This is a genomic window from Pseudocolwellia antarctica (assembly GCF_049933045.1).
Classification (GTDB): Bacteria; Pseudomonadota; Gammaproteobacteria; order Enterobacterales; family Alteromonadaceae; genus Pseudocolwellia.
On the sequence record NZ_CP187926.1, the window covers coordinates 1,426,522 to 1,441,316 of the forward strand.

Consider the following 14,795-nt stretch of genomic DNA (forward strand, 5'->3'; position numbering starts at 1 on the left):
CAAAGCAGCAGGACTAAAAACAGTTGGCCGTTGCTCGTGCCTCGCCATTTTGGCCAACAATTTCTAGCCTCTGTTTGAGGCGTTAGCAGTCTTATTCAATTTTTATAAATCAGGGATTGGTTTTTAGTGAAAAGGTTTCACGTTTCTATTTACCTCTTCCTAATTAAAATTTACTTAACGTTAATCGCTTTGTGTTGTTTTCTCAGTGTAAATTTTTAAGTAAAGTGTATTAAAATCGTTAGTTGTAATATTAGAAAGTTATAGCGGTAAACCGCCAAAGCTTATCTTTCACTGCTAACAAGTTGCTTAAAAGGACAAAAAACAGTTGGCTTTTTCTCCTTCGTCGCTATTTTAGCCAACTATTTTTCGCCTCTTAGTGGGGCGTTGAGGCTGTAGAATTTCTCCAAAAAGGAACTATTTCACGTTCCTTTTATTACCTTTAGGTTGTATGTTTTTTAACCTTGTGCGGTGTTCTTATCTGTGATCTAATAGATATTATCCTGCTAAAGTTAATTAACATGGCTAACTACAAACCCGATTTATCCTGTCAAAGTAAGTTCATTCCCATCGATTTCTCACAGCAAATTATCCCGGGTACGTTTGAATATGCGCTTGCGCATATTGTTGAAAATCACCTTGATTTATCAGGCTTTGAACCGTGGTATCAAAACGATAAAGGCGGCGCAGCCGCCTATCCACCATCAGTGATGTTAAAGATTATTCTATTTGGCTATTCTCGTGGTTTTATCAGCAGTCGCCGCATTGCCAATGCCTGTGAAACCAACATTACTTTCATGAGTTTATCGGGCGATGTTCAGCCGCACTACACCTCTATTGCCGCATTTGTTACGCGAATGAAAGACCAAATTGAGCCGCTATTCACTCAAGTATTAATGATATGTGATAAGGAAGGACTCATTGGCCGTCACATGTTTGCCATCGATGGTTGCAAGATAAAATCCAATGCGAGTAAAGAATATAGTGGGACATTTGACGAGTTAACTCGCAAGGAAGAGAAGCTACGCAAAGCTAGCCAGCGCATTCTGGCAAAGCACCAAGCACAAGATGGTTTGAGTGAAGATGAAATCAACCATGACTTAAAACAAAAAGCGAAGCTTGATAACAGCGCCACAAAAATCAGTGATTTCTTAGCGACCAACGAAGAAAAGCACGGTAGTACAGGCAAGTCCGTTAAAAGTAATGTTACCGATAATGACAGCGCTAAAATGACCACCAGTAAAGGTACCATTCAAGGCTACAACGGCATTGCGATTAACGATGCTCGCCTTTCATTGCCATCCATGGCATCAAGGCATTAGTAAATCCCTTTACGTCAGCATCAAATCATTCTTCAAGCTCAAACTTGGGGCAGTGTTGGCGAGCAACAAACATTAAAACCCGCCATAGAACAACTCAACAATCAATTAAGTAAACTTGGTACACCAAACGCATTTGAAACCGCTAAGTTCACCGCAGATAGTGGCTTTCACAGTGAAGCTAATCTGGAATATATGGCGACAACAGGGTTAGACAGCTACATAGCTGATACGCAATTTAGAAGTCGAAATCCACTCTTTAAAACCAGTGAGACCTACCATACAGAGCAAGAAAAACGGCGATTAAAACGCAGTAAAGGCAGGGCGCGACGCTTTACACAAGACGATTTTAACTTTGACCCAACCAGCAATAGCTGCATTTGTCCTGCGGGGAAAACACTTTGGCGGCAAAGTACAAGTATCATCAGCCAAGGTAAAAGCTACGTCCGATTCACGGGCTATTTGAAAGACTGCCGATTTTGTCCACTGCAAAAGCAATGTATGCGAAAGCCGCCCAAATCAACCGGCCGACAAGTCCAGTTCTTAACGAAACTGGTACAAAATGTCAGTCACAGTGACCGAATGAAGGTAAAAATAGACAGCCCCATTGGACGACGGCAGTACAGTAAAAGATTAGGGGCAATCGAACCGGTGTTTGGCAATATCACGGTTAATAAAGGCATGAATAAATTCACCTTGCGTGGGCAAGATAAAGTGAACACCCAATGGCAAATGTATTGCCTTGTTCATAATATTGAAAAGTTAAGAAACAATCTGCATTAGGGCCTAAAAGCCCAACATCACACGAAAAACCAGCCTCAAAACGACATAAACCACTTCATCATCACTCTTAATAAACCTTTAACGATGCACAAATAAAAATCGTCCAAAAACGTAAACGTTTTTGATTGTTAAAAGAAAATAATCCAGTTAGAGTATTTTGATTAAAAATTAAATAAAAAACGAGTAATTCTACAGGCTCGTTAGCTACTCAATATTGAACTCAGCAATCTATCCCGTTTTATGAGGTATAACTGCTGAGGTGGTAATAAAAATAAAGAAATCATCTATTTATACTTACATCAAATATGTTAACATTTCGAATCATCATTTTACCAATGGAACTGAATTAAATGAGCACGAAAGCCGAAGTCTGTATAAGTAACTGCACAAAAATATTACCTTCTCAAAATACAAAAGAAAACACCTTATTTTTAAAAGACAACCCTCATATTAAGACTGTTATTCATAAAGGTACTCCGTTTCTTTTACGTGATAACTATGAAGATCCTGCATGGAAAATAGCTTTAGATGCCACACCAAACATAATAAAAAATTTACAAACAATAACCCCACGCGAACAATTTACTATTGCTGATATAAATGCGTCATTTGGTAGTGATATGTTAGTTGCCATGGCAAGCTTACATCAAGATAAAATAAAACCATTATTGGCAATATTAAATAATTATGCTCAAAATGAATCGTTAGGGTTGGGTGGTGCGGCGGCAACAGCAATGCAAAGCCGGTTAGATAGTTTTGGCAAAGCGGTAATGAAACATCATATGGCTTTAAACAAGTTGCATGAAGGCTTTAAAGCAAAGTTACCTCGAGCAGAAATAATGCGATTATAAAGTACAGTAAAAAGCACAGTTAAAGCGCTTAATCAGAGCTTCCAAGCAGAATTAACTAAGTATTTCCCTCATTCAGCAGGTAGACGCGGCACTATAATGACAAGTGCAGAACGTGCTATTGGTATGGCTAAAGGTGTAAAAACCTATCAGCCATTAAATATCACTAATGGTGCGCAATTTGGCAAAGTACTAACTTTTGCTAAGGCAGCCAATTATGTCGGTAAAAGCGCCTTGATATTAGATGCCGGTTTTAGAGTACAAGGAGTAAGCGCTGATAAAGCAGCAGGGCGAGACTGGCAGCGTAGAGCGGTTATGGAAACAACAGGCTTTGGACTTGGTGCTGCGGCTGGTACGTTTGTTGGCGGTGGTATCATAGCCTCTAGTCTAGGTGTAGCATTAATGGCAACGCCTGTAGGTTGGGTTTTAGTGATAGGAGCAGGTATTACCGCAGGATATTTTGCAGCTAAAGGGGCTGATTGGGGTGGTAAGAAGGCCGCTGGTTATGCATATGACACTAGTAAAAGCATAAGCTGGACATCTTTTTAGTTGAGGATAGATAATGATTGAACCAACATCTGAACAGTGGTTTGCTATTGTTGCTGTTGCCATCTTTTTTATCTCAGCAATTTTTAATATATTATTTTACCGTATATCTGTGCTGTATATTGAACGAGAGCTAGTAAAGGAAGACGAAGGGTTTAAACCACTTGAATTAGACAAAGGCATAGGTGCCCGAGGCATGATGTACAACCAGCTTATTTTATTTAAAATTAAAAAGCACCCATATGTTGATGGTGAAGCCGTGGTACGTATTGCTCGTAAAAAAGATTGGTGGTTAGCGTTTTTATCTTTCCACTCTTTATGGTTAGCAATGATTCCAATGATGGTTGGATATTTTTTGTATGCACCATAGCTGTTATATAATCAATACTAAGGATTATTAAATAATTTGTTAAAAGTTTACGTGCAATCGCAGCTAACAACACGCCCTGAGGTGGACAACAAGTTTAAATTAACCATTTAATGCAAATTTTAACAGTGGCGAACCTCTTCGTTTTAGGGCTTCTAAATACTTTGATTCGTCGTAGGGTGTATTTGTCTTCCAACACTTAAATACGATGCTGATCCACTTGAAAGCCAGTGATCTTATGATGCTATTATGTGGTTTTCCTTTGCTTTTTTGTTGCTCATAATAAGCCTTTGCCCAAAATGAATAACGTATAGAAAATCCCGCCCATTCTACAAAGGTTTGTCTTAAAAAGGTCGGGCAACTGTACCGCCAATGCGTCCACATTTTCTTACCGCTTCGTTCAATCACGGGTGCGATACCTGCGTATTTTTGTAGTTCGGATGCGTCATTATAACGGTTTCTGTTATTACCAAAGGCCACCAATAAACGTGGGGCAAGTTGTGGCCCTGCGCCAGGTAAACTATCAAATATTACTTTATCACCTTGCGCTTTATAGGCTTTTTTTATTGCTTTATCTAGGGTTTCAATGCCTTTGAGTAACACTTTGAATTGTGCAATGAGTACTTCGATTAATTGTTGGTTCGGCTCTATCACACCTAGGTCATCCGTTAATGACATTGCATTTTTTATACTTAAAATACGTGCCTCGTTCACATGAGCATAATGGGAGTTGTGACTGTTAAAAAAGTCCAAGAGTGTTTGTTTTTTTGCTCTCTTAACGCGAGCAAGGCAAGGCCATTTACTGATGAAGTCACAGAAGATGAACGTGTCTTTTTCTTTAAACCATTCAAGAGCTTGTGGGTAGTAATTTTTTAATGTGGCGGTTATTTTATTCGATAAATTCACACTGTCTTGTACCAAGCTTCGTCGATATTCAACTAACTGTGAGAGTGAACGCATCGCCGCTGATTCGGGTTCAATAACGTTTAGCTTTTGCATATGCAAGGTCAAAATTTCAACTTGTATCAGTGCATCAGATGGGTCATCTTTAGCCCCACTTGGGGTAAAGGCTTTTCTATATTTAGCAACGGTAGAAGGGTTGATAGTAAACAAAACAAGATGGTCATATTTTGCTAACGCATAAATGAGCGGCCCTTTTTTTAGCTCACAAACCACAGCAACTTTTTGGTTCGGGTAACGCTGTTTAAGACTCATCGCCCATTCGTGAAGCGCCTCAGGTTTATTTTTAATAATGCTGTAGTAGTATTTTTCTGATGGGTTGGGATGTTCACAGATATCATGTTTTTTATCTGCCCAATCGATACCGATTAACGCAGCGAAATTATCAACGCTATAGACTTTCATTTTTGATCTCCTGCTAGTAAAGTGACAGGTGGAATATGCTTAAATCTCGTTTCTCGCAGGTCTTATAGATAGTCGTGGTCGGCGATCCCTGAGTATGCGTTTTGAAATCGAGTTGCTCTGTTGGTTCGAACGTCTTGTTAGAAACATTGGATGTTTGTCATTCAATATTCGTAACCAACAGGAGCATGTTCCACCTAATCTAATAGTAAGTTACTTTATAAGATTAGGTGGCTTGGTCGAACTATAAGAGTTTTCAAGCAGGATAAAGTACATGGAGGTTTGGTGATAAAAGTATATCTTTTTGATTGGGGCGATACATTAATGATCGACTTTCCCGGCGTCACAGGAAAAATGTGTGATTGGAAAGTTGTTGAAGCGGTATCTGGAGCTAAAGAAACTTTAGAAGCCTTATCTAAATATTCACGAGTCTATATTGCTACAGGTGCTGCTGATTCAACTGAGTTAGAAGTTAAAAAAGCTTTTGAGCGCGTAGGTTTAAATCAATTTATCTCAGGTTACTTCTGTAAAGCTAATGTAGGTTTTTCAAAAGGTACACCTAAATTCTTAAATGCTATATTAAAAAGTTTACAAATAACTTCTGTAAACGTGGCTATGGTAGGAGATAATTTCGATAAAGATATTAAACCTGCAATGTCTGCTGGTATTCAATCTTTTTGGTTTACTGATAAAGCTATAGAGTCGATGCCCGATAAAGTAAAGGTAATTAGAAAGCTTACGCAATTGTACTTATAACTAGGCAAAACAGCGGGAATAACAGTTGGCTATAAATTTCTGCTTATGTAAGCGTTAAAAGTAACGTCCCATGCCATAAAATAAACAAACCGACTATTATAGATGATTTAAGCCTCGATCTTTTAAATCACTATTTCCAACTTAACTATTCCACTTTTTAATTTTTACTGTATATTCTCCTACCTTGTTTTCATAGCTTTATCTGTTGCATGCATTGGAGTAGTTGAATTTAACCATTTTTACTTCATTTATAATTTTGCCAGCTAAATTGGCGCTTGATAGGTTGGAGTGATTTTTTGAGTTTTATTGAAGTTTTTGGTTACATACCTGCAATTGTTTTTCCTACCGCGACTATTATTCAGTTGATACATCTAATTAAATCTAAAACCTCGGAAGGTGTGTCACCTTTTACCTGGGGTGCTTTCGCTATAGGTAATGTGTCACTTTATATATACACTGAAAAGTATAGTCAGTTGCAATCTATTATTGGCTTATTGTTTACATCAATTTTGCAGATAGTGATTATTGTGTTGGTTTTTAAATATCGAGCAGATAAGAATAAGTAGTTACTTGGTTTTTTATAACCGATTCCCTGAACAGGTCTTTTACTTATCACTCTTATCCATACTTGGTGACTATGAGTGATATTTACAACAGGGTGCTGTTATAAATATCACTACGCGATTACACAAAACACTATTATATGCTCACTAAGCTTTAGAGCTGGATTGAATAATCAGTTGGTCTCGCCCATTTTCCTTAGCTCGATAAAGTAGGTTGTCAGCATGTTTTATAAGATCATTTAGGCTAGTTTCTTTGTTCGTTGAGTTACAGATTGTTGCACCCATACTAAAAGTTATAGACCAATTTACTTGAGGATTTTCGGCTCTTACATCAATACAATAATTAGCGAAGTTTTCGGCCAAGCGTTTGTAAATACCTTTGGTGGTTGATTTACTCGTTGTGTTTAAAATGAATAACCATTCTTCGCCGCCATAACGTCCAAATTTGTCATCTTCTCTCAAAGTCTTTTTCGCCGCTTTAGCAAAAGCAACTAAGAAGAGATCGCCAATATCATGTCCATAGGTATCATTAATTTTTTTGAAATGATCTAAATCTACAATAGCTATAGTTATGTCTTGCTCTTTAAGTTGTTCTTCGGCCATTAGCATAATGCCACGTCTGTTTGGGCAACCGGTTAGGTAGTCGGTAGACGCCATCGCATGATACTTTTTGCGTTGTCCTAGTTGTCTATAAAATAATAATAAAGTGATAAGAACAAGCATGAGAGCAAGGGCGGTTGTTAAACGCCAAATTATTATTTGTTGGTTTTCTTCCTTAGCTTTTAATTCATTAATCTTATTTTCGTGAGCTAACTTTATAATCTCATCTTCTTTTTCTTTCACTTCAAACTTTACTTGTAGTGTTTTAATATTACTGGCACTGGTGGCTTCAAAATGCTTTTTGTAATGAAAAAGCTCTTGTTCTATTGCCGTAAAAGCATCGTCTACATAACCCAAACGTCGTTTTAATTGGTAGTGAGTAGTTAAAAATTCAGCTTTATAAAGACTTCTACTAAATTTGTCTAAAATGGTGAACACCTCATCGCTCATTTGGTTAGCTTGTTGCAGTTGACCTTGTTCTGCAAATATCTCACTGACTAAGATCATAGAAGCTAGTTGCATATCAAAAACACCTGCCGATTTAGCCAGGGATATGTTGTTTTTAGCTCCAATAATAGCTTCGTCATATTTACCTTGTGAAAATAAAATACTGGCTACTGAGTATTGAGCGTAAGCCATGCCTTCATGCATATTCACAGAGGTAAAGTATGCTAATGCTTTGGTGATGTATTTTAGTGCTTCGTCATTTTTATCTCTACCCAATAATGCATTACCTAAGCTCCAGTAAGCCTTGGAGGTAAAGTGCCCGTCTTCAGATTTCTCAGATGCTGATACTGCTTTATACGCAAACTCTAAAGCTTTTTCTTTATCATTTGATACAGAGTAAGCGTCACCAATTTTACGGTAGAAAAAACCTTGGGATGAGAAGTCTTCATCTTCAATGGCCAATTCTAAGCCAACATGTGAAACTTTTAAGGCGCTTTTTAATGCGTCGATTGAAGTGTAGTAATAAGCAAGTGCTCTGAGGATGATTATTTTTCCTTTAGTCGAGCTTTCAATTAATAGTCTCTCTTCTAATTCTTTTGATAAAGACTGTGCAGGGTATCCATCATCTTGACGTGATAGGTACTTTATCTTTGATTCGAGCAATGAGAGAAAAACATCAGGTTGTTTTTGGATTAACTCAATGTCTAAGTAGTGGTTTACGTGTAAATAAAGCTCATCGTATTTTTCTTCTCTTAACAATAATTCGCTATACAACGCGGCAGCTTGATAGTGTAGTTGCCCCCAATTTTGAACTTTACTGGTTTCAAAGGCTATTGTGAGTTCAGTCGCATTTTTTAAGTAATCGAGTTTATTCGAACGAATATTGTTGATGAGAGTTCTTGTTGTTTTATAGTCCATCGCGTGATGAGTAGACTCTACAGACTCTTTGGCAGCATATGATGAAGTATTAAATAAAACTAATAAGATGAAAACAAACTTCTTAAAGGTACACTTATTAGTTACAAATCCATGTTTACTTTGGTTAATCATTTTAATCCTTTATGAAATCATTTAATGCCGATGAAAATACAAAGATTGGCATAATACTTTAAACAATTTGAGAGATTTAATAATGGCACTCATCTTAAATAATAGCAAAATGCATAACAGCTTTATTTAGTATATAACACTATAAATAATATCAAAAAAAACATAAGTGATTGATTAGTTGTGAATTAGCTTATGTACTACTAGATAAATAACTACTTTTAACTGAATTGTTTTTTATCATTTGATTCAGAGAAACATTCAATTTGTTTTACATTCTCTGGGGCTAAATATCTGTAATAGTTCTCATTAAACAGATGATTAATGAATGATTTAAATAACCAATATTCATCATAATGTTTTTTGTTTTTCCATTAAATTATTTACAGTAGGCTTTAAAGTAACTTGAATACAAGTAATAGTAGCTACTTGATCAATTGTTTAAGGATTATTGTGATTTCTAAATTACCTCGATGGGTAGAGTACGGGTCTTTTATTTTGGCTTTAATTGCCGGGCTTATTAACTCTATTGGTTTATTAGGTTTTAAACATCAATCTATATCCCATGTTTCGGGTATAGCCACTTTAGTGGGCACAGGGGTGATCAATTCAACTTTCAGTGATGTTTTTCATTTGATTCTCATATTAGTTAGTTTTTTAGTTGGTGCTTCAATATCGGGTTTTTATCTGACTGGCGGTGCATTAAAACTAGGTAAGAACTATTCAAGCTTACTAACATTAGAAGCCTTATTTCTTTTTGCTTCTGCATATTTATTAACAAAAGATTCCTCCTATGGGCATTATTTAGCGTCTCTTGCATGTGGGTTACAAAATGCTTTGGTTACAAGGTTTAGTGGAGCTGTTGTAAGAACCACTCATGTCACAGGTATATTTACAGACTTAGGAATAATGATAGGAGCTAAATTACGTGGGGAAACATTTGATAGGCGCAAAGGATTATTGTTTTTATTAATTATTTCGGGTTTTATTTTAGGTGGTACATTCGGCGCTTACTTTTTTAGTCTTTTCAAATTTAATGCTTTATATATTCCTGCTACTGCTTGTTTGATATTGGCATTTACCTATTTTGTTTATAACTTAACATTTAATAAAAACAAAAGTTAAACCGTTTAATTAAGATGAAACTAGTAGTAATATCTTTTACATAATAATAGTTTAGCTTTATTTACAGGCATTTATTGTTAGCTCTTTATATAACAAGAGCTTTTTATGAACTTATTACATTGGAATATTCATGTTGAACGAAGTTAATTTTCAGAATAAAAAAGTCACTCCCTCTAAAGTTATTTGTATTGGCCGAAATTATGTAGAACATATTAAAGAACTAGACAATGAAGTACCCACTGAACCTGTTATTTTTTTAAAACCAAATTCCGCCATTTCTGAACAGCTTTATCTACATGTTACAGACAACATACATTATGAAGGTGAGATCTGTTTTCTAATAGAATCAGGAAAGTTATCAGGTGTAGGCTTTGGTTTAGATTTAACTAAAAGAGATATGCAAAGTGTTCTAAAGAAAAAAGGTTTACCTTGGGAAAGAGCTAAAGCTTTTGATCATTCTGCGCTGTTTAGTGACTTTATAGCAATAACTGAACCTGTTACAGAGTTAAGAATGGAGTTACATATCAATAATGAGCTTATTCAACAGGGTGATTATCATTTAATGATGAATAAACCAGAAGCTTTACTGGCAGAGATCAACACGTTTATGTCAGTTGAAGATGGCGATGTTATTATGACAGGCACACCAAAAGGTGTAGGTGTAATTAACGCTAAAGATGTATTGTTAGGTAAAGTGTTTAGCGGAAACAAACTTTTAGTTGAGCACACTTGGATCGTAGAATAAGATTTATAATGTTAATAGTGTAATAAACATCATCTCTATTGAATGTTATGCACCTAAATTAATCCCAGAGCAATTCCATAGGAAACAATATGTACAGTCATGTAACGTTAGGCAGTAATGATATAGAAGCATCAAAAAAATTTTACGACGCTATCTTAGGCACTTTAGGTTATGCAGAAGGTGTTTTCAACGACAAAGGAATGTGCATGTATGCTACACCGACAGGCGCGTTAGGCTTAACCAAGCCGATTAATGGAGAACCTGCATTTCACGGTAACGGTATGACTATCGGACTTGCTGTATCAAGCCCTGAACTTGTTCATAAATGGCATCAAGCAGGTATTGAAAATGGCGGTATCGCTTGTGAAGATCCTCCAGGAGAACGTGACTTTGGTGGTACTAAATTGTATTTAGCCTACTTACGTGATCCAGCAGGTAATAAGCTTTGTGCTACACACTTTATGTAATTTTCGGTTAAGTTATCGTTAATTCACATATAAAAAAGCCGTTTATTGAGTTTCAATAAACGGCTTTTATTTGTCTCTATTTTTTCGTTCTAAATTCTATTAAGAATACTTAAATCGAATCACACCATTATTTTACTGTGTATTTAGTATCTAAATCACGTAGTAAGTAAAGTGCGAAACACGCTGACCACATTGGCCACGCTGCAAAAAACAATAAGTGATTAAAGGCATCAAAATACTGGTTAAATGAAGATAGTGTCGACATACCGTGAAGAATAAACACAATACCGTAAGTAATACGTTTCTTAATACCCGCTAAAAAGGCAAGCATAAGTATCAGCTGCAAAGCACCTAATATGTATAATATTGTATCACTCGAGCCACTTAGACCATAAAATTTATCAAAGATGCGTGAGCCGTGTGCAGGGTTTACAAATTTATCTAATGTCCACATGAACATTACAATGAAAACACCTAAGCGTAATGATAATAAAGACCATTGAATACGGTTCTGCATGTCAGAATTGATTGGAGTGCTCATAAAACTAAAAATTCCTACTTTATATTAATTATTATTAAAGCATCATTCTATCAATAGTTTATGATCAGGTTAAATATGGTTAACAGGTTATTATGGTTAAATATGTATCATAATGTAAAAAGTAGGGGTTGATGTGAAATTGAACGGCGTATTTATGTTTAATTTTTTGATACATATAAAAAAGAAGCTTATTGATCACCAATAAACTTCTTTTATTTGTAAGCTAAGCTTCATTTAATACCAAAGTTCAACTATCTTAAAGTAGAAACTTAAAGTTAAAGCATTTATTTAATTGTATATTTTACGTCTAAATCACGTAATAAATAAAGTGCAAAACATGCAGCCCACATAGGCCATGCAGCAAAAAACAATAAGTTATTAAAACCGTCAATGTACTGATTATAAGAAGACAATGTTGTTAACCCGTGCATTACAAAGATAATACCGTATGTAAGACGTTTTTTAATGCCAACTAAAAAAGCTAACATCAATACAAGTTGTAAAGCTCCGATAATATACGCGATGGTATCTGTTGAACCACTTAAACCGTAAAAGTGCTCAAAGATTTTTGCACTATGACCTGGATTAAAGAATTTATCTAAAGTCCACATGATCATTACGATAAAAATACCAAGACGTAATGAGAATAATGACCATTGAATGCGATTTTGTGTATCTGAGCTAATTGTATGACTCATTGAATAAAACTTCCTAAACTAAATTAATAAACTGTGAATCTACATAGACCGCATTGTTATTTTTTTCTTTCAAATAAAATTATATTCTTTTTCATGAATACTGATTTAAAATGTTTTGAAAGTTATTTTAAGGGTGTTAGGTCTTAATTACTGAGTATAAGAATTATCATTAATATAACTAATATATATAAAGAGAGTAATCACTTGAAGCACGCATATCTAGCTCTATCAATTGCCACCATATTAAATATCCCTGTTGTTAATGCAGCGCCTTTTATTGAAGATGAAAAGACTGAAGTTATTGAAGTTTTGGGTCAAATTAGTAATTCTCAAGGTCTGTCAGTAAAAGATGCTTACGTTGATGGTCCGTTTGGCGATAACCTAGCATTAAAAGATATTGCGCGCTCTGTTACACCTATTTCAAGTGAGTTAATCGAACAACTTAACATAACCACATTACAAGACGTTTTAGCCGTTAGCCCAAATACTTATTCAGCCAGTGGTTTTGGTGCTCCGAGTTTACCTACTATACGTGGTCAGCTAGGTGAACTATTTCAAGATGGCACTCGTCGTCAAGCAGGTAACAATGGCTTTGGTGTGCCTTTATCATTTAACTCGGTAGAGCAGATAGATGTAGTTAAAGGTGCTCCACCAGTCTTGTTTGGTTCAAGTCAACGTAATGGTGGTTTTGTAAATTTACATTCTAAAACTGCTTCAACCGATGAAAGTAAAGGTAAAGTTAATTTATCAGCAGGGCGTTGGGATCAATACCGTGCTCAAGTTGATTACACAGGCGCTATTGTAAAAGATAAAGTAGGTTTCAGAATTAGTGCTGAACATATTGATAACGGTAGCTTTTATGATTACGCGGGTATGAAGAGTGACAGCTTATTTGCTGCACTACGTATCTTACCTGATGATAAAAGTAGCTGGGATATTAACTTTGAATTATTCCAAGTTGAATTCACTGATAACGCAGGTATTAACCGTCCTACACAAGCGTTAATCGACCACGGTTTATATATTACGGGCCAAGGCGTACAAAGTAATGGCAGCACAATTCCTGCAGCGGGCTCGATTGTTTCTCCAACGGGGCAAGTTCAATTACCACGTAGCACTGTATTAACAGACCCAGATAATCAAAATGAAGCAACAACTTATTTATTTCACAGTATTTATAAACGTGAACTTTCTCCTAGCTTATCTCTTAAAAACACGACTTATTTTCAACACTTACAACGTGAAGAAATTTCACAAAACAGTTTTGTTGAAGTTATCGATGGCGCTGATACTGCGCAAAACAGAACTGAGTTAACTTACCTTTGGAATAGCGACCAACAAACGATATTTGCTTTAGATGTACGCTATAACAAAGTACTAGGATACAGCCAATTTACTACTGAAGCTGATTCACCTATTGATTTAACTGGTCCATTATCAAATCGCCGTATTCCGTTAACTGCAGAACAACAAGCGCGTTTAGTTGAACTTCGACCCGATGTTTTTGTTTCACCAGGTGCGCAATACGATATTAATAATGACGGTACGGGTGATTTCAACTTATCAGATACAACCGATTCTCGTTCTGTTCAAACTGGTTTAGCCATTCAACATGATTCAGATTGGACTCGCGATCTCCATACAACAATTGGTTATCGAGCTGACTATTATGATGTTAAAGCAAGCGACCCAATCGCTCCAGAAGGTCAAATAGCGGCAAGCGACACAATTAATGATGTATTACATTCCGCACATTTAAGTTTTAACTATACCCTGAACAGTGACTTTACTGCTTATGGTACAGCGAGTTATAACGAAGCTACTTCAAATAGCATGGCAGGTGGTACAGCATTAAGTAGTGATAACACTATAAGTGCGCAAAACTTCGCGACAGAAAACACTTTAGTTGAATTTGGTTTGAAATATTCTCCTACAGACAGTGATTGGTACGCTGATGGTGCGGTATTTAGTCAACGTCGTAGTTTACGTAACAGAGACGGCAGCAATACCGGTATTCGCACACAAGGTTTTGAAAGCCAGGTGTTTTACGATGCCTATCCGTATTGGGTAAGTGCGGGTTACAGTTATATAGATGCAAGTTACGACAACTCAGCAAGTAGTCAAGATTCAGCTCAAATAGCCGATGCTTTTGATAATTCACGTCCTGATATTATTGAAGGAACCAGTGTTGGTGCACCAAGCTTTACTTCTTTTGCACCGTCAAATCGCCAAGTACAGGGAATTCCTGAACAATCTTTTAGTTTTAATGGAAATTATTCAATAAATCCTGAATGGCAAATTGGTTTCTCCGGTCTATATACCAAGAGTTACCCATTAGACTTTTTAGCGACAGTGAAGATCCGTGATCAATACACATTAAACATGAATACGAGCTACGCATTTACACCAAATACTAAATTACGTTTTGATGTAAACAATGTAACAAATGGAAAAAATTGGCGCCCTGTATTTGAAGGCGGTTATTTTGGCGCAACCTTGGTATTTCCAGAGTTACCAATCAACGCGAAATTAACAGTTACTCATAATTTTTAAAAACGAAATAAAACTTTTAATTAAAAAGTAT

The 14,795-nt window shown here is 36.1% G+C and carries 13 protein-coding genes and 1 pseudogene; 10 read left to right on the top strand and 4 right to left on the bottom strand.

Translation table 11 applies throughout. The features are described 5' to 3' along the window. The first annotated feature begins 518 nt into the window (after window positions 1–518). From ACPUVN_RS06245 to ACPUVN_RS06260, 4 genes and pseudogenes are all read left to right on the top strand, one after another. A pseudogene (locus ACPUVN_RS06245) lies at window positions 519–2,099 on the top strand (transposase). 350 nt (window positions 2,100–2,449) lie between these two features. Further along, window positions 2,450–2,950 carry a hypothetical protein gene (locus ACPUVN_RS06250; RefSeq protein ID WP_426370214.1) on the top strand — a complete coding sequence of 167 codons (501 nt, stop codon included), beginning with the start codon at window positions 2,450–2,452 and terminating at the stop codon, window positions 2,948–2,950. A 96-nt stretch (window positions 2,951–3,046) separates the two neighbouring features. After that, window positions 3,047–3,496, top strand: a complete 450-nt coding sequence (locus ACPUVN_RS06255; protein ID WP_426370215.1) for a hypothetical protein — start codon at window positions 3,047–3,049, stop codon at window positions 3,494–3,496. A 13-nt stretch (window positions 3,497–3,509) separates the two neighbouring features. Beyond that, window positions 3,510–3,863, top strand: a complete 354-nt coding sequence (locus ACPUVN_RS06260; RefSeq protein WP_426370216.1) for a hypothetical protein — start codon at window positions 3,510–3,512, stop codon at window positions 3,861–3,863. A gap of 99 nt (window positions 3,864–3,962) precedes the next feature. Here the strand turns inward: ACPUVN_RS06260 and ACPUVN_RS06265 are convergent, their stop codons facing one another. Beyond that, complete coding sequence (locus ACPUVN_RS06265) at window positions 3,963–5,225, bottom strand: IS110 family transposase (RefSeq protein ID WP_426370217.1); 1,263 nt, start codon at window positions 5,223–5,225, stop codon at window positions 3,963–3,965. Between the two features lie 282 nt (window positions 5,226–5,507). On the opposite strand from ACPUVN_RS06265, the gene ACPUVN_RS06270 reads away from it, so the two are divergent. Then, the gene (locus tag ACPUVN_RS06270) at window positions 5,508–5,978 is read left to right on the top strand and encodes an HAD family hydrolase (RefSeq protein ID WP_426370218.1); all 471 of its coding nucleotides are present in this window, start codon (window positions 5,508–5,510) and stop codon (window positions 5,976–5,978) included. Window positions 5,979–6,274: 296 nt separating this feature from the next. Next, window positions 6,275–6,544: a hypothetical protein gene (locus ACPUVN_RS06275; protein WP_426357275.1), complete on the top strand. Its 270-nt coding sequence runs from the start codon at window positions 6,275–6,277 to the stop codon at window positions 6,542–6,544. A 144-nt stretch (window positions 6,545–6,688) separates the two neighbouring features. Here the strand turns inward: ACPUVN_RS06275 and ACPUVN_RS06280 are convergent, their stop codons facing one another. Continuing rightward, window positions 6,689–8,638, bottom strand: a complete 1,950-nt coding sequence (locus tag ACPUVN_RS06280) for a diguanylate cyclase (protein WP_426370220.1) — start codon at window positions 8,636–8,638, stop codon at window positions 6,689–6,691. 450 nt (window positions 8,639–9,088) lie between these two features. Here ACPUVN_RS06280 and ACPUVN_RS06285 point away from each other — a divergent pair, with 450 nt between their 5' ends. The 3 genes from ACPUVN_RS06285 (at window position 9,089) to ACPUVN_RS06295 (ending at window position 10,972) form a co-directional block, all read left to right on the top strand. Next, on the top strand, window positions 9,089–9,760 hold the full coding sequence (locus tag ACPUVN_RS06285) for a YoaK family protein (protein WP_426357277.1): 672 nt from the start codon (window positions 9,089–9,091) through the stop codon (window positions 9,758–9,760). Window positions 9,761–9,890: 130 nt separating this feature from the next. Next, the gene (locus ACPUVN_RS06290; protein WP_426357278.1) at window positions 9,891–10,505 is read left to right on the top strand and encodes a fumarylacetoacetate hydrolase family protein; all 615 of its coding nucleotides are present in this window, start codon (window positions 9,891–9,893) and stop codon (window positions 10,503–10,505) included. 89 nt (window positions 10,506–10,594) lie between these two features. After that, on the top strand, window positions 10,595–10,972 hold the full coding sequence (locus tag ACPUVN_RS06295) for a VOC family protein (protein ID WP_426357279.1): 378 nt from the start codon (window positions 10,595–10,597) through the stop codon (window positions 10,970–10,972). Between the two features lie 127 nt (window positions 10,973–11,099). Here ACPUVN_RS06295 and ACPUVN_RS06300 read toward each other — a convergent pair whose 3' ends face one another. Together ACPUVN_RS06300 and ACPUVN_RS06305 are read right to left on the bottom strand one after the other, a co-directional pair. Next, entirely contained in the window at window positions 11,100–11,513 is a 414-nt protein-coding gene (locus ACPUVN_RS06300; protein ID WP_426357280.1) for a hypothetical protein, read from the bottom strand. 284 nt (window positions 11,514–11,797) lie between these two features. Beyond that, window positions 11,798–12,211 carry a hypothetical protein gene (locus ACPUVN_RS06305; protein WP_426357281.1) on the bottom strand — a complete coding sequence of 138 codons (414 nt, stop codon included), beginning with the start codon at window positions 12,209–12,211 and terminating at the stop codon, window positions 11,798–11,800. A 204-nt stretch (window positions 12,212–12,415) separates the two neighbouring features. Between ACPUVN_RS06305 and ACPUVN_RS06310 the strand changes: the two genes are divergently transcribed. Beyond that, on the top strand, window positions 12,416–14,764 hold the full coding sequence (locus tag ACPUVN_RS06310) for a TonB-dependent receptor (protein ID WP_426370221.1): 2,349 nt from the start codon (window positions 12,416–12,418) through the stop codon (window positions 14,762–14,764). The last annotated feature ends 31 nt before the right edge of the window (window positions 14,765–14,795 follow it).